The organism is Maribacter flavus, assembly GCF_008386635.1.
GTDB classification, from domain to species: domain Bacteria; phylum Bacteroidota; class Bacteroidia; order Flavobacteriales; family Flavobacteriaceae; genus Maribacter; species Maribacter flavus.
Genome location: NZ_VUOE01000001.1, coordinates 1170048 through 1186490 on the forward strand (window position 1 = coordinate 1170048; position 16443 = coordinate 1186490).

A 16443-nucleotide genomic window follows, 5' to 3' on the forward strand; every position below is an offset into this window, starting at 1 on the left:
CCGGGGAAAGGTAGACTTATCTCGCAACCCTACCCGAAGCGTCTCCGCCCATTAGCTTTTCTACCTCATCGACCGTGACCAAGTTGGCATCGCCCTTAATAGTGTGTTTCAAACAGGAAGCCGCCACGGCAAAATCCAAGGCGGTCTGGTCATCGCCCTCATATTTCATCAATCCATAAATGAGTCCGCCCATAAAGGAATCGCCACCACCGACTCTATCCACGATATCCGTGATCTGATATTGTCTGGTCTCGTACATGGTTTTGCCATCCCAAAGTACACCGGCCCATGTATTGTGGGAGGCCGATATGGAACCCCTAAGGGTAGTGATTACTTTTTTTGCCTTGGGAAACTTTTCCATCATCTGTTTACAGACAGATAGAAAAGCTTCGGCCTTTACGTCCTGTCCGTGCTTATGGACATCCAGACCTTCAGGATGTATTCCAAAATGTTTTTCGGCATCTTCCTCATTGCCCAAAATGATGTCGCAATAGGAAGTCAGTTCCGTCATTATTTTTTCACGGTCGCCGCCAAATTGCCATAATTTGGCCCTATAGTTTAAATCCGTAGAAATTGTAATTCCCTTTCTGTCTGCCGCTTTTACAGCCTCTAGGCAAACATCGGCAGCACCCTGTGATATGGCGGGTGTTATCCCTGTCCAATGAAACCAGCCCACACCGTCAAAAACGGAATCCCAGTCGATCATACCGGGTTCAATTTCTGAAATGGCGGAATGGGATCTATCGTAGATTACCTTACTACCGCGACTGACCGCTCCGGTTTCCAAAAAATAGATTCCCAATCGCTCGCCCCCATAAATTATCTTGTCAGTTCCTACCCCCCGCTTTCGCATCTCCATAAGGGCACAATCCCCGATATCATTCTTGGGCAAGCGTGTGACAAAATCGACAGGGACGCCATAATTGGCCAGGGAGACCGCTACGTTGGACTCGCCTCCCCCGTATACAACATCAAAACAATCCGCTTGGGAGAATCTTAAAAACCCAGGAGGCGAAAGTCGAAGCATTATTTCCCCAAAAGTGACTACTCTTTTCATTATAATATTGTTTATTTTAAAATTTAAAATATTCCTTGGCGTTCCTGTAACAAATGTCCTGAACAATGCCACCTACCAAATCAAAATCCTGTGGAATTTCACCGTTTTTCATTTCCTCCCCGAACAAATTGCAAAGTACCCTTCTAAAATATTCATGCCTGGGATAGGAAAGAAAACTCCTAGAATCCGTCAACATACCTATAAAACAACTGATCAATCCCATATTGGAAAGGGCGTTCAGCTGTTTGGTCATACCATCCTTTTGATCCAAAAACCACCATCCAGAACCAAATTGCATTTTTCCTTTTATGCGGCCATCGTTAAAATTCCCTGTCATGGTAGCAATTACCTCGTTATCTGAAGGATTTAGGTTATATAATATGGTCTTGGCAAGTACATTCCTTTCGTCTAAGGCATTCAAAAACCTGGATAGCCCTTCGGCCTGTCTATAATCTCCAATGGAATCCCAACCCGTATCGGGACCCAATAAACGTGTCATCTTTGAATTATTGTTCCTAAGGGCCCCTAAATGAAATTGCTGTACCCAATCTCTATTACTGTATTGTTCACATAAAAAGAGCAGAACCGCCGTTTGGAATTTTTCACTTTCATCAGGAGCCAAGACCTTATTTTCCTTTCTCTTTTGAAAGATATTCTCCACTTCTTGATCGGTAAAGGTCTGATAGGGAATATAGCTTAGACCGTGGTCCGAAAGGCTACAGCCGTTTTCTCCAAAATAATCCAACCGTTGGGAAAGTGCATCACAAAGTGACTTAAAGGAGTTTATGGATACCCCGCTAACTTGTGATAGCTGTTGAAGATATTCCAGATAATTTGAATTGGTTATAACTATTGCCTTGTCCGGTCTAAAGGCGGTACTGACTTTCACTGAAAAGCCACTTTGTTCTAGTATCTTGTGATGTTCCAAACTGTCAGTAGGGTCCTCCGTTGTACATACCACCTCCACGTTCATTTGCTTGATCAAATTTTGGCAGCTATATTCAGGAGTGTTTAATTTGCTAGAGGCTTCATGGTAAATTTCCTGGGCAGTATCCCCGTTCAATAAGTTATCGATGCCAAAATATCGTTTCAGCTCTAAATGCGTCCAATGGTACAATGGATTTCTAAGGGTGTATGGAACAAACTTGGCCCATTGCAGAAACTTTTCCCTATCTGGTGCGCTTCCCGTAATATAGTTTTCATCGATACCAAAGGCCCGCATTGCCCTCCATTTGTAATGATCACCCTCAATCCAAATTTTTGTAAGGTTTTCAAAAATATGGTCCTTGGCAATTTCAGCAGGGGGAAGGTGGCAATGATAATCGATGATAGGCATGGAAGCCGCATAGCCGTGGTAAAGCTCTTCCGCAAATTGATTGTGTAACAAAAAATTATCGGTGATGAAATTTTTCACTTTAATTGGATTGTATTATTCGCACCAAGCTTTCTTTTTGGGCAAAAGTTAGTATCGATTCGTTCTTATATTTTAAAAAGACGTTAAGATACACGATCATTTTTATTCGACATAAAGGATTCAAAGCAAAATGGAACCGCACAAAAATTAAATGTAAAAATTACATTTATACGAATATGCATAGTTATGATATGTTTACTTAAAAAACAAGAACTGAAATGTTAGTACTTATTCTAAAGCTCAAGTCACTAATTACATTTTGTATACTTTAAGGAAACCCGGTACTACAATTTTTTGAGAAACCCTAACAATAAATGGAAAACTGAACCAAATTTAAGTATTAAACTTACGCCAACTACTAAGACTTATTTCAATAAAAAATCCCTTGTGCAAGTGCCCCAAGGGATTTTTCAATTTGGTAAATTAATAATGCTAGGACTTCTCCCTCAACTTTTGGACCGTGGCCTTTAAAAAGGCTTCAACTCCTAACTGGGTGCCCGTTGCATATTTATCCGGGTCACATTTTACTACACCTAATGTCATTTCCTCCCTATCATCCACGTCCCAAATACGTAAAACCCCAACATCGGTACCAAGCTTGTCCACATCCGCTGCCTGGGATGCATCAAACTTTTGCTTTTCCAATACATTGGTCACTTCTACCCCATCTTTAGCTATCATCTGACCAGAACCAAATTTATTAAAGCTCATATCACTTAGCCTAAAATCGGTTTCCGCTTTCACCTGAGCATAACCTGCCATGCGGTTCAAAGACCTTTCGGCTTCACTCATGGAATTTTCAAACGCTTGAATGTAAATCACAACTTTGTTAAAGATAAAATCGTTTTTTTGGCTAGCTATCTTAGATTCCACTTGAGTTTCAAAATCACTAAGTACCGTAAAGTTGTTCTTCTGCTTTCCATTGAACGATTTTTTCGCCACTATAAACTGTTGGCTACTTGGCCGCATGACAATATCCCCGAACACATTTCCTTTCTCCGCACCCTTACCTGCCTTTAACTCCCATCTTTTATCGCGGCTCTTGTCATAAGCATTGTTGGCCCAAAGTCCTTCTATAGGTACAACCTCAAAACCATTGGCATTGAGCTCGGCCTTGTACTGTTCAAAAAGTTGATCGGTAATCTCTTGTAGGGACGCTTCGTTCAACCCTTCCAAAGCAAGTGCCAAAGAGGCCGTCGCGTCTCCCTTTAAACCTCCTCGCCACATTTTACCCCCGGCCTTTTTGTCCTGCATTTCCAATGCGGTCTGGAAATTCAACTGAAAATCTGAAATGACCACTTTTTTGGGACTTTTTCTATAATTTAAATTGGCAGCCCCCAATAACTTTATTTTAAAGTCCTGAACATTTTGTGCACAAGTAAAATGAAAATAGCCCAATACTAAAACAAGTAGCAGGTTTAATTTAATAAGCTTCATAAAGTAAAAATTATAGTTTTTGCAAAACTATGCTTCCTACATTTTTGTTTCAATAGGGCATATGCCCTATTTTAGATTACCATTGCTACATCATATAGGTTTAAATTAGCCCATTTCTTTTGGCCTTTTCTATGGCCATCACCTTTGAATTTACCTGTAATTTCTTGTAGATGTTCTCAATATGCTTGCGCACGGTAAACGGGGAAATAAAGAGTTTTTCCGCAATGGCGGTATAGGGAATTCCGGTGGACAACTGTTCCAACACCTCCACTTCGCGGTTTGAAAGTTGGACGGACTCTTCCATATGGGCCACAGTTGGGGCCAAGGGCGAACGCAGGAGGTTCAGTGCCTTTAGCGCTATGGACGGTGTCATTATGGCACCGCCGTTCAGGGTCTGTACCATGGCGTTATGCAGTTCATGGGCCCCGGTCTCCTTTAGCAGATAGCCATCTGCGCCTGCCTGTATGGCATTGAATATATTTTCGTCATCATCAAAAACCGTAAGTATGATCACTTTTAAGTCAGGGCACCTTTGCTTGACCGCCGCCGTAGCCTCTATACCATTTTTCACGGGCATCTCCAGATCCATCAGCATAAGGTCTACCTGCGGATCTTGGTTCAGCTTGTCCATGCACTGTAGCCCGTCATTCGCCGTAAAAGAGATGGTAATATCAGGAAACAACGAGAGTTTTTCCTGTAGGCTCTTAATGAGAAAATGATTGTCGTCTATGATTGCCGTACGTATGCTCATTTACTGTCCTTTTTTTCTTCTAGTTGAAAAACGATACGGGTACCCTGGCCGGGCCGGGATTCCAAATGAAATTCACCGCCCAATTCTTTGGCCCTCTTGCGCATGTTATATAGCCCGTTTCCCGGTTCAACCTCGTTCTCCAAGAAACCCTTGCCATCATCCGATATTTCAAAAAGAACGGCATTTTCCTCCTTCTCTATTCTTACGAGCATTGCCTGCGCCCCGGCATGCTTCAGTGCATTGTTAAGGGCCTCCTGAAGGATCCGGAAAATATTAAGGCCCTCTAACGCCGTAAACCCGAGTGTGGACGGAACCGTGGCGGCCACTTGTATGGCGATATGCCTGCCGGGATAGGCATGCTTTGCTTTTTCCACAAAATTGGCCATACGCGCCTGTAGATCTTGTATGGTAATGTCCGATTTGTTCATAGCCCAAACCGTGTCCCTTAGCTCTTGCATGGTCTCCTTGGTAAAGGTTCCCAAGTTTGCCAAACCGGTAAGGACTTTATCATTGGTTCCTTGAACATGAAATGTTAGAGTATCTATGGTCGAAATAACGAAAGATAGTTGAGCGCCTATATTATCGTGGAGGTCACGGGAAATGGACAAACGCTGTTCCTGTAATTTGGTATGACTTTCTATCTTCTCCATTGCCAGTTTTAATTCACCGTCCCTTTTCTGTCTTTCATTGATAAAGACCTGTTGGCGGTAGAATAAAAAACCCAAAAGCCCCACGATGAGGGCCAAGCCCAACAGACCAAAGATCCACTGACTGCGCTTTTTTAAACGCAGTTCGCTCTCCGCAATTTTGGCCCGTTGCTGCAAAATCTCATTTTCCTTTTCGGCCGTTTCGTATTTTGCGGTTATCTCTTCAACATCTCTAATTTTTTGTGTATTGTAGAGGCTATCATTCAATATATTATAGGCATTTAGGTTTTCATATGCTGCTTTGTAATCACCTAAAACTTCGTAGTTCTCCATTAATTGGCGATGATTATAAGCCTGAATATCCAAAAAATTGATCTTGCGAGCCAAGGAATTGCTCTTCTCAAAGTATTCGTTCGAAGTTAAAGCTTTATTTATCTCTTTATAATATTCCCCTAAAGCTGTGTAATTAAGCATTATTGCAAATTCATCACCTACATTTTTGCGGACCTTTAGGGCTTGCATTAAATAGGATTCTGCCCGTTGGTAGTTTCTAATCTGTAATTGATTATACCCTAAAAATTCCAGTGAATAACCAATTCCAACCGAATCATTGCGCTGTATTTGAATTCGTAAGGATTTTTCAAAACGTTCATTTGCTATTTTATAATCGCCGTTATCGCTATACACGGCACCACTTTCGTTATTGATACGAGCAATCCCCTCTAAATCATTCTCTTTTTCATAGAGTTCAAGAGCCCGATCATAAAACTCCAAAGCTCTTTTGGGTTGTTCCAGTTTTCGATAGAGCCTGGCCATATCATCGTAAAGTAGACCCAACTTTTCACTGTCCTTGGTGGGTTCCAATAATTTTAGGGCCTTAAAAAAATATATGGAAACACTATCAATGAAACCCAACTTTTGGTAGGCGCCACCTATACTTCTTAAGAAATCCCCCTTATTTATGCTATCGTTTCTGCTGTTGGTCAAGGTATAACCATAACGCGCCAAGGCTAGGGTCTCCTCATATTGGGTTAGGTAAATAGTTTGAATTTCTTTTTGCAAAAGACCTATTCTTTCCTCATACGATTCTTTCTCTTGTACCGATTTAATAATACTATCTGCAATGGACATTCCTTTTTGTGAAAAAACCAATGACGAGAATAAGAACAGAAAAATCACCGACAGAATTTTTCGAGACTCCAAAATATGATTTTAAAAATGATTATGGTACCAATATAGGTTAAAGCAATCTGTCACCAATAAGGCAAATTCTAAAGTTTTAACTTGATTCGGATAACCCTCTTAATTGCAGTTAAATGAAGCTTACCTAAAAAAAACCGGCACCAATAGATTGGATTTCATTTTTTCCTTAAATCACCTCTAAAAAGTCCCCACTGAGCGTTGAGTAAATGGTTGGAACAGACTTCTCTCCCAAAAACTGTTGGATACAAAAAGTTCCATCTTTGTAGATAGGGTCGTTTCCATTTTTAATCCTCCTTACATCCCAAGCTCAGTAAAGCATGGGGGTTTCCGTTGATTTCGTTTATTTTGAGGTAGTCGAAATCTTGGGAACAGGCTTCTCGCCCAAATACTTTTAGGCATAAAAAAACCTTGCCGTTCTCGACAAGGTTTTCTCTTTTTTGCTCCTCCTCTTGGGCTCGAACCAAGGACCCTCTGATTAACAGTCAGCAAGAATTAGCTTTCATATAGTTTCATGTATTTTCTTATTAATTGATTTTCAGCATATTATAAATTTTTATTTTGTATCTATTTTCATAAAATGTACTTTTAAAAGACAAAATGTTGTACCTATGTTGTACCCGATCTAAACAAAGGCCATGATTAACGTCAAAACAATTCTACGAAAAAAGAAGCTTTCAAATGGTAAATATCCCATCTGTTTGAGAGTAACCAAGGACAGAAAATCAAAATATTTCAAGACCTTATTTGATGCTACCGAAGCGGAGTGGGATAGCAATGCCGGAAAATTTAATAAGCGTAACGAAAATTTCATACAAAACAACAGGCTGTTGCATAAATTCCAAGACCGGGCATTGAAGGTTGTAGGAGAATTGCAAATTGAGAAAGAAGATTTCGGTTTGGAAGAATTTGAAAAAAGATATCGCATTGAAACCAATCCAATAAAAACAAATGTCTTCGCTTTTTGGGAAGAAATAATTTGTGAAATGATAGAAGCCGGAAGAACGGGAAATGCAAGAGCAAATAGAGACACATACAACTCCCTAAAAATGTTCAACCGTTCAACCAACCTGACCTTTAAACAAATAACTCCTACATATTTGAATAAGTACGAAGTCTTTCTCAGGTCTAGAGGCGGGACCGATGGCGGTATTGGTGTTCGAATGAGGGCTATTAGAGCTTTATACAACTTTGGCATTAGCCGAAATATTGTAAAATCCGATTTCTATCCTTTCAAAGCATACAAGCTTTCTAGGTTAAAAGGAAAAGGAGCCAAAAGGGCTTTAAACTTTGATGAGGTACAGCGCATCGTGAAAATGGATATTTCAAATTATCCTACATTAAGAAATACCCGTAACTATTTTCTTTTTAGTTTCTATACACGTGGTATGAACTTTACTGACATGATGAAATTGGAATGGAATGACATCAAAGGGGACAGGATTTTTTACACACGTTCCAAAACCAAGGGCAATTTCATTTTAAAAGTGCTTCCTCCGGTACAAGAAATACTAAACTATTATAAAGAAAACTCAATAGGCACAAAATATGTCTTCCCATTGCTACTGAATGAGAATATGACCCCCATCCAAATAGAAAACAGGAAATCAAAAACCCTGAAGAAATTCAATAAGGATTTAAAGGAAATCGCCCGACTCTGTAAAATCGATAAAAATATAAGTAGTTATGTAGCCAGGCACAGTTTCGCAAACTGCTTAAAACAAAAAGGGGTTGCTACGGATGTCATAAGCGAGTCCATGGGACATCAAAATTTGGCAATAACCCAAGCATATTTAAAAGAATTGGATAGTTCTGTTTTGGATGAGGCTAGCGAATTGCTACTGGTATAAATTGTTTTTGCTTAAAGACCTACCTTAAACAAATCGAGATAATCCTTAAAAATACAGAGCCTGTACCTCATTAACCCAGTAATTTCATATAGTACTTCTAGTTCTCCAATGGATTTTATAAGCTGGTAGGCAGATATAATGGATTTTTCGTCTACAGAAATCAATTCTCAATTGATTAAAGCTAAGTACTTATTAACATATTGTAGAGGACCTGTTTGTACTCGAACCATGAGGTGTTCGAGGTTCGGGCGATGGCGGCAAATATTGCCATACGCGCTCGGTGAAATGTTTTATCTTTTCGAGCACCAGAAACTAGTTCAGGTAGTTCTGCAGGTATTTGGTCGCCACCCCGTTGAACCCTTAGATGAACTTCCTAAGCCTTTAATTCAGTGCATTGACGTTCTGTACATGTTTGAAAATAGCAGACTGAAAGACGACCTTGTTCGGGCGAGGGTCGTCCGATAGGTCAGACTTGGATTTTGGGGGTTTTCCAACTACCACTAGGATTGCGCAAAAACAGAACAGATTTACCTAACCTTTATTTCCTTACTGACCAATTATTTTAGAACTTCACTTTTTGAATTTAGCAGCAAGATTCTAAATGCCATGACATCAACTGAAGCAAAACTAAAGGAACGTGTAAAGGAACTTACCTGTCTCTACGAGGTCACTTCGATTATCGTTAATTCCGATTACGACCAACTTGAAACCTCATTGGAGGCTATATTATATTGCTTAAAGAGAGGTTGGCAGTTTGATGATGATGCAGAAGCACATTTGGTGGCTGATAACTATGAGGTCCAGACCGAAGACTTTGATTTGGATAGGGTCATATTGACTTCCGATATCAAGATATTTAATAAGGTGGATGGACGGATTACTGTCGGTTACCCAAAGAAAAAGTACGATCTCGAAGACTTTCTGATCGAGGAACAGACGTTACTTGACAACATCAGCCTGGCGGTGGGGAATCTCTTTGAGCGTAAACAAATTCGCGACAACGAGGTTGCTACGCGAAGACAGATGGAACGTACAGATCGCTTGCACATATTGGGTGAGATTACCGCGGGTATCGCCCATGAACTCAACACGCCATTGGCCAATATTCTTGGTTTTGCCGAACTGCTACAGGAAAAAGTAAAAAACGAGGAAAATGTGCGTGACCTCCAAAAAATAATGGACAATGCTATCTTCTGTCGCGAAATCGTCAAAAAATTGATGTTCTTCGCCTGTGAGATGCCCCAGGAGATGAGTGTTGTCGAATTGATCCCCTCTGTTGAAAACGTACTGAAACTTTTGAGGCCTCAGCTGCGGGCAAAGAACATCAAGCTTGTAAAAGATTTCGATGAAACAGAGTTTGAACTGAAGGCGGACACAGTACAATTGACGCAGGTACTGTTCAACTTGATTATGAACGCAGCCTACTATTCCCCCCAAGGTGGAAACATTAGGATTATTATTACCGAAAAAGGCCAGCATATAAGGTTACAAATTTCCGACGAGGGTGCGGGCATCGACCCTGAAATTGCCGAAAAAGTGTTCGAACCCTTTTTCACGACCAAACCTATAGGTAATGGTTCTGGATTGGGCCTTAGCGTGGTACACGGCATTATTAGCGGTCATCGCGGTACGATTACCCATGCACCTAATAACCCAAAGGGAACCGTTTTTACAATCGATTTTCCTAAATTGTGAGCAATGTCATTTAGAAAGGAAAATATTTTGATCGTCGATGATGATATAGACATCTTGGAACTATTGCAACGACACCTACGTTCGATGGAATACCATACCTTCAAGGCAGTATCGGTAAAAGAAGCACTCTTTATTCTCAAGGATACCTTTATCGACCTACTGATTACGGACATACAAATGCCCGAAGTCGACGGACTTCAATTGCTCAAATTCACGGCCGAACATTACCCCGAAATGCCCAAACTGGTAGTCACGGGCTACCCCTCGGTCGAGGGCGCTTTGGAGACTTTCAAATCCGGGGTGGTAGATTATTTGACTAAGCCCTTTACCAAAGAAGAACTTAGGATAGCGGTCGATAAAGCCTTTGCCCACGGTCAAAAAAGAACGGCGGCCAAAAGTATGGACACAAAACCTATCAACGGCAAGTACGGTGATATGGTCGGGGCATCCGAAGGGTTTCAGAAGGTCACCAACATCATAAATCGTGTTAACGACAATAAGGCCACCGTTCTAATAAAGGGCGAGAGTGGAACGGGAAAGGAATTGGTGGCACGGGCCATCCACTATTCGGGAAAGTTCTCGCGAGCACCCTTCATTGCAATCAATTGCGGGGCCATTCCCGAAAACTTGCAGGAGGCCGAACTTTTTGGCTACATGAAAGGAGCTTTCACCGGAGCCAACGAGAACCGTAACGGATTCTTTCAAGCTGCCCAAGGCGGTACACTTTTTCTTGACGAAATTGGAACTGCTTCTTTTGCGGTGCAGACCAAACTGTTGCGTGCGCTTCAAGAAAAGGAAATCACCAAAGTGGGATCTCAAAAAACCGAGAAGGTAGACATCCGTATCGTAGCAGCTACGAACGCCGATTTGAAAGAGGATATAAAGAAAAAGAATTTTCGTGAGGACCTTTACTATCGTTTGACCGTAGTTGAAATTGAAGTGCCACCACTTCGCGAACGCAAATCGGATATTCCGTTATTGGTTGAGAAGTTCTTGAGAAAATATGGGGTGGAATATAAAGATAGGCTCCTGAAAATGTCGCCTGATGCATTGGCAATCCTACAGCGATACCATTGGCCTGGCAATATCAGGGAATTGGAGAATGTTGTCCAGCGGGCCATTATCATGTCGGACGGACTCATCGATGTAAAAGACCTTCCAGATTTTCTCAAACATCTAATCGAGTTTCCTGATACTGGTTTTGTTCCGCTCAGGCAAATGGAAAGGGAATATGTAAAACGCGTGCTGCTCCACACCAAAGGCAATAAGACCAAGGCGGCCGAGATTTTACAAATAGACCGCAAGACCCTTCGTGATAAGCTGGACTGAATCTGGTCGATTTTTCCCCGAGCGGGGAATTTCTTCCCGCTTTCAAAAATTCCCATATTTAAATTTTCTCATTAAAATAACTGTTTTTCAATAAGTTACATTTCTTGGCATGCTTTGGCATTTTACAGGCATGCCATTTGCCCTTTATGGCATGAATAAAAAAGTGAACCATGCTGGTATTTATTCCATTGTTGATCAATACAGGAAAAACTTCCCGGAAGGATGAAGCAAAGGCCCTTTGTCAGAATAGCAAGAAGAATAATTCAAAAAAGAGAAATCATGAAACACAGTAACCTGATGTTTGGCAAGGACAATTTTGTGATGGTCAAGTACTATCTGGAGACCAACGAGACCATTGAGGACTATAGACATCATGACACCTTAAAGCTTTTGGATTATAACATGCTAAGAGCCTCTGTTGTCGAGACAGAGGTGGTTCCTGCCGATGTGGTTCAAATCTATTCGACCATTAGGGTCCGATCAAAATCCGGCTGGGCGAAAACTTTTGAACTGGTGCCGCCATACGAAGAGAACAATAAGAATAACAGAATCTCGGCCATCAGCTCTTTGGGTGCCAAAATTATCGGGCTTTCCCAAGGGCATACCATACAACACGGGCTTCCAGGCGATATAGTCAGTCTAACCATCGAAAAAGTGGTCCAGAACAAAAAACGGGTAAAACTGGATATACCCAAAGAGACCTTTGAAGAGATACTCTCAAATCGAAAGAAGAATTTATTGGCCCTAACTATATAATTATGATCAAATATGCAATTGCCCTATTATTCTTCCTAAGCGTATAGAACGCCCGGAACAATATAGACCCAATGGCGACCGAAGTAAAGATAGGTGATGTCTTCGAAATCGGCACCTCCGAATCGAACCAATATAATCACACCGACTTTCCCGGACTGAATTTTATTATAAAACGCGGTAGTATCGCAAATTACAAGCGTGAGGAAGGTGAAAAGGTTTTTGGCACTTCCGTAAAGGAGAAGAAGGATAGCTCAACAAAGATCAAGTTAAAATATACCGATGGTGGTCGGTTCTTTGGAAGCCATCCGGTGGTTTCGGCGGATTTTCAGGAGGCTGTAAAATCAGGTTAAATACAGGCAATAGAACAATTTTATTTGATTGGTTGGTTCATGTGATCCACCCGCAAGCCCAAGATTTTGGTTTGCTCAAAAAGAAGGTTGGCAATCTGGGTGGATTTACCCTTACAAAAGGTAGATACTTAAAAAAGAATAATTAAGAAACAGTAAATAGGGAAACCATGTTCACAAAGCTCACAATACCGCAACGCATACAGATCGGTCTGGTCTTGGCTATAGCTTTTCTGTTGGTGCTTGGATCCAATAGGTTGGACCAAAAACACTTTTCAAGAATACAGACAACCGTGAATTCTGTCTACCAGGATCGAGTGGTGGTACAGGATTTTATCTACCAGCTCAACAATATCTTCCATCAAAAAGAACTAGAGCTCCTGCAACAAGAAGAAGGTCCTACAAAGCCATTGATAAACGAAAAGGTCGACGAGTTATTGGTCAAGTTCGGAACGACGGAAATGACAGCCGAGGAATCCCAATTATTAAATGAACTGAACAAAAAGTACGAAAGACTGAAAGATCTTGAAACCCGATTTCAAGAAGCTCCTTTAGAATCATCCAACAAGTACCTCGGCCAACTGTCAAATACACTGAAAGGTATGCAAACGACCTTGGACGGACTCGCTCGCATACAACTCGACGAAAGTGGGCAGTTGACCAGTATATCCAACAGATCGTTTGGCATGAACATTCTCTTGTCCAAACTTGAGGTGGGGTTTTTAATCATCATAGGGTTAGCAATGTTTGCACTGGTTTTCTATCCAGTGTCTACCTTGCAAACCATTACAGAAAACGATTGAATATGTAGAATTTAAAAAAGAACTATCATGGGAAATTACAAAAGAAGCATCTGCTCTACCTGCAGGCACGCTCCCTACTGCTCGCTCACTACAGATATGGGCAACATCAGTTCTTGTAGTGACTATTGGCATTATTTCGACGATGATTCAGAACCTGAATACATGGTATCCGAAGAAATGATGGGTGAAACGGTACCCAGAATACCTAACAAAGAACCAATTTTAAGCTAAATAAAAATGACAACATTGACTAAAACATCAAGAATACCAAGCAAGCAGGGCATGCTCGAGAATGTAATGCGCCAGTTTGACCATGCCGCCGATATCATCGATTTGAACAAAAACATCAGAAAAATATTGGAGGTCACCAACAATGAGTTTGTAGTGCACTTTCCTGTCCGTATGGACAATGGTGAGGTCGAGATATTCACGGGGTATCGGGTACAGCACAACAACGCGCTCGGCCCATACAAAGGTGGGTTGCGCTACCATCCCACGGTGGACATCGATGCCGCCAGGGCACTGGCCATGTGGATGACCTGGAAGACCTCTTTGGCCGGACTGCCCTACGGTGGCGCCAAGGGAGGCATCCAACTAGATCCCACCAAGTATTCCCAAGAAGAACTGCAGCGCATCACAAGAAGGTTCACCTACGCGCTTGGCGACAATATTGGTCCCGAGCTGGATATTCCCGCACCTGACGTGAACACCAACCCGCAGACTATGGCGTGGATATTGGACACTTATATGAGTACCAAGCCACCTGCGGAACGTTCCACCAACATGCACGTCGTGACCGGTAAGCCCATTGGTGCAGGAGGTTCTGAAGGTAGGGACAGGGCCACGGGCTACGGTGTGTTCCTTACCATAAAGTTTTGGGCGGAACAAAAGAAAGTGGACCTAAAGGATAAAAAGTTTATCGTTCAGGGTTTCGGCAACGTGGGGTATTGGGCCGCCCACTTTTTGGAAAAAGAGGGTGCCATCATGACCGCGGTGCAAGATGCCAACGGCAGTATTGCCTGTGAAGAGGGTATTTCCGTGGAAAAGCTCCTGGATTATACGAAGGCCAATAAAGGAAGCGTACTTGGTTTCGCTCGCGCCAAAACCTTGGAAAACTCCGAGTTTTTTGGACTTGATTGCGATATCTGTGTACCGGCGGCCTTGGGGAACCAGATTACTGCACAAAATGCCAATAAGATAAAAGCCTATCTCATTGCAGAGGGTGCCAACGGCCCAACGGATGTTGGGGCAGAGGAAATCCTTTTAAAGAAAGGAATCGATATCATTCCAGATATCCTTTGCAATTCTGGGGGGGTTATAGGTAGTTATTTCGAATGGTTACAGAACAAGAACGGTGAGATCTGGCAATTGGACGAGGTGATGGCCAAACTGGAGAAAAAAATGCGTGACTCATTTACCAGAGTGTTCGAAACCGCCAAAGAAAGGAATGTTGACATGCGCACGGCCGCATTTATCCTTGCTATTGAACGTTTGGAAGAAGCCTATGTACAAAGGGGGATTTTTCCCTGAGACAAAGGCCGCATATTTGATGGCTCCCGCCAGTTTTACGGGAGCTTTTTACCACAAAAAAATAGAAAATATGAAATACGGTAGTTTGGTGATAGAGAAAAAAGAATACGTACTATTGAAGCGATTGATGAACCTTTCTGGTTTTTATAAGGACGAGGTGCTGAGAAAATCAGTCGTAAAATTATCCAGCGAATTGGCTACCGCCCGTATTTATAACGAAACAGAGATGCCTGAGGATGTGGTACGGATCAATACAGAGGTCACGGTAAAGTCCGAAGCTGGCTGGCAAAAGACCTTTCAATTGGTCATGCCCAATGAGAGTAATTTAAAGGATGGCAAGATATCCATCACCACTCCAATGGGTTCCGCTGTGATAGGTTATGCCGAAGGAGATTCCATGGAATGGGACTTCCCTGTTGGCAAGCAGCAACTGACTATTGAGAAAGTGGTACAAAAGAACGAATTCATTAATACAAACATGATACTATGAATACTGTAAAACCATTTTATACACATGAATCCGACAGTAACATCATGATAAAAAAAGACAGGCAAGAAGTTACCGACTGGACTGACGACCTGGAATATATCAACGAGGAACTCGAATACCTTCTGGATATCGAAGACCGGATGCTGAACAATGCACAACTTTATAAGCAATTACATAATATAAGACGTGAAAATCAATTAAGATTAGGCATACTTTACAGATATGAAGGTACAATGCGAAATGCCGATGAGTGCGATACTTTGGCGTGTGATGCTTTTTATCTCCACAAACACGAAAAAAACCGCAACGAGTATTTGGCCCTTGTGAAGAAATATAGAAAAATAAAATTGAATGTCCTATCAAAAATTCTGTCGAACTCAAAGCGATAAGCTGCTTAAAATCAATTTCATATTGAGGATAACCTTTGTGCCAGCAGACCAATTTAAAGGAATTTATGGACACTATTCCATGTATGGAGAGGCTTAATTTCAACTATATCAAAGCAGTACGTAGGGGACCGGAAAGTTTCGAAAAAGCCTGTTTCTCGGTATGAAACTGGGTAGAGGACAAACTTGAGGAATAGTAGAACTTAGTAATTCGGTCAAGATGATGAGGAAAAAGAAATTGAACAGAATGTCCATGCTGCTGAGACGTCAAAAACAGAATTCCCAAACGAGACCGAATTACAATAGAATATATGATTTCTCAGATGTAATGGTCTATAGTGCGAACAGAGCATTCGAAAGGGTCAAAAAATGGATAATTCAATATGCCGTGTACATCTTAGGGGCATTGATTGCCCTAACGGTATTTGCCCTGATAATGATGTTTTGGTGGATGGTTTGAATATTGAACTCGTCTCGAGTTCATTTAAAGGGTTCTTTACCTATTATTCCATGGACCATATCACGTACTGCAAATAAATCACAGGAAGTTTCTGTACTTACGACCAGAAGCCTTGAGGTATTCGATTGATAGAAAGTGCAGTCTTTTGCCCCCTTGGTATGTACTCATAATCCAATTCATATTTCCATAACAAATTTGTGTGTGAATTTAAAGTGGAATAAACATATAATTTCTATCTAAGTTACGTTAAATTTACGTTGAAAATATATGATTTATACCAGATTATCTTGG

Annotated in this window: 17 protein-coding genes; 11 read left to right on the forward strand and 6 right to left on the reverse strand. The window is 41.5% G+C overall.

Going from position 1 to position 16443, the window contains the following annotated elements; translation table 11 throughout:
• Nucleotides 1-16: 16 nt before the first annotated feature.
• From F0361_RS05135 to F0361_RS05160, 6 genes are all read right to left on the reverse strand, one after another.
• Nucleotides 17-1057: a sugar kinase gene (locus F0361_RS05135; RefSeq protein WP_154917502.1), complete on the reverse strand. Its 1041-nt coding sequence runs from the start codon at nt 1055-1057 to the stop codon at nt 17-19.
• A 16-nt stretch (nt 1058-1073) separates the two neighbouring features.
• Entirely contained in the window at nt 1074-2477 is a 1404-nt protein-coding gene (gene uxaC, locus F0361_RS05140; protein WP_154917503.1) for a glucuronate isomerase, read from the reverse strand.
• Nucleotides 2478-2903: 426 nt separating this feature from the next.
• The gene (locus F0361_RS05145) at nt 2904-3908 is read right to left on the reverse strand and encodes a hypothetical protein (protein WP_154917504.1); all 1005 of its coding nucleotides are present in this window, start codon (nt 3906-3908) and stop codon (nt 2904-2906) included.
• A gap of 100 nt (nt 3909-4008) precedes the next feature.
• Nucleotides 4009-4659, reverse strand: a complete 651-nt coding sequence (locus F0361_RS05150; protein WP_154917505.1) for a response regulator transcription factor — start codon at nt 4657-4659, stop codon at nt 4009-4011.
• Complete coding sequence (locus tag F0361_RS05155) at nt 4656-6437, reverse strand: tetratricopeptide repeat-containing sensor histidine kinase (protein WP_154917506.1); 1782 nt, start codon at nt 6435-6437, stop codon at nt 4656-4658. Before F0361_RS05155 ends, F0361_RS05150 begins: the two co-directional genes overlap by 4 nt.
• 356 nt (nt 6438-6793) lie before the next feature.
• Nucleotides 6794-6973 carry a hypothetical protein gene (locus F0361_RS05160; protein WP_154917507.1) on the reverse strand — a complete coding sequence of 60 codons (180 nt, stop codon included), beginning with the start codon at nt 6971-6973 and terminating at the stop codon, nt 6794-6796.
• A 171-nt stretch (nt 6974-7144) separates the two neighbouring features.
• On the opposite strand from F0361_RS05160, the gene F0361_RS05165 reads away from it, so the two are divergent.
• The 11 genes from F0361_RS05165 to F0361_RS05215 all read left to right on the forward strand — a co-directional run bounded on the left by F0361_RS05165 (nt 7145) and on the right by F0361_RS05215 (nt 16152).
• Nucleotides 7145-8356 (forward strand): site-specific integrase, encoded by a 1212-nt coding sequence (locus F0361_RS05165; protein WP_154917508.1) that lies wholly within the window; start codon nt 7145-7147, stop codon nt 8354-8356.
• 606 nt (nt 8357-8962) lie between these two features.
• A complete protein-coding gene (locus tag F0361_RS05170) occupies nt 8963-10051 on the forward strand; it encodes a sensor histidine kinase (RefSeq protein WP_154917509.1) in 1089 nt (362 codons plus the stop codon).
• A 3-nt stretch (nt 10052-10054) separates the two neighbouring features.
• Nucleotides 10055-11380 (forward strand): sigma-54-dependent transcriptional regulator, encoded by a 1326-nt coding sequence (locus F0361_RS05175; protein WP_154917510.1) that lies wholly within the window; start codon nt 10055-10057, stop codon nt 11378-11380.
• 279 nt (nt 11381-11659) lie between these two features.
• On the forward strand, nt 11660-12136 hold the full coding sequence (locus tag F0361_RS05180; RefSeq protein WP_161598205.1) for a GreA/GreB family elongation factor: 477 nt from the start codon (nt 11660-11662) through the stop codon (nt 12134-12136).
• 71 nt (nt 12137-12207) lie between these two features.
• Nucleotides 12208-12486, forward strand: a complete 279-nt coding sequence (locus F0361_RS05185) for a hypothetical protein (protein WP_246160810.1) — start codon at nt 12208-12210, stop codon at nt 12484-12486.
• Between the two features lie 167 nt (nt 12487-12653).
• Complete coding sequence (locus F0361_RS05190; protein ID WP_154917512.1) at nt 12654-13286, forward strand: MCP four helix bundle domain-containing protein; 633 nt, start codon at nt 12654-12656, stop codon at nt 13284-13286.
• A gap of 27 nt (nt 13287-13313) precedes the next feature.
• Entirely contained in the window at nt 13314-13517 is a 204-nt protein-coding gene (locus tag F0361_RS05195) for a hypothetical protein (RefSeq protein ID WP_154917513.1), read from the forward strand.
• Nucleotides 13518-13523: 6 nt separating this feature from the next.
• A complete protein-coding gene (locus tag F0361_RS05200; RefSeq protein WP_154917514.1) occupies nt 13524-14816 on the forward strand; it encodes a Glu/Leu/Phe/Val family dehydrogenase in 1293 nt (430 codons plus the stop codon).
• Complete coding sequence (locus F0361_RS05205) at nt 14791-15306, forward strand: GreA/GreB family elongation factor (RefSeq protein WP_317131724.1); 516 nt, start codon at nt 14791-14793, stop codon at nt 15304-15306. The genes F0361_RS05200 and F0361_RS05205 overlap by 26 nt, the downstream gene beginning before the upstream one ends.
• Nucleotides 15303-15695, forward strand: a complete 393-nt coding sequence (locus F0361_RS05210) for a hypothetical protein (protein WP_154917515.1) — start codon at nt 15303-15305, stop codon at nt 15693-15695. Before F0361_RS05205 ends, F0361_RS05210 begins: the two co-directional genes overlap by 4 nt.
• A 217-nt stretch (nt 15696-15912) precedes the next feature.
• Nucleotides 15913-16152, forward strand: coding sequence for a hypothetical protein (locus tag F0361_RS05215; RefSeq protein ID WP_154917516.1), 240 nt, complete (start codon nt 15913-15915; stop codon nt 16150-16152).
• Nucleotides 16153-16443 lie beyond the last annotated feature (291 nt).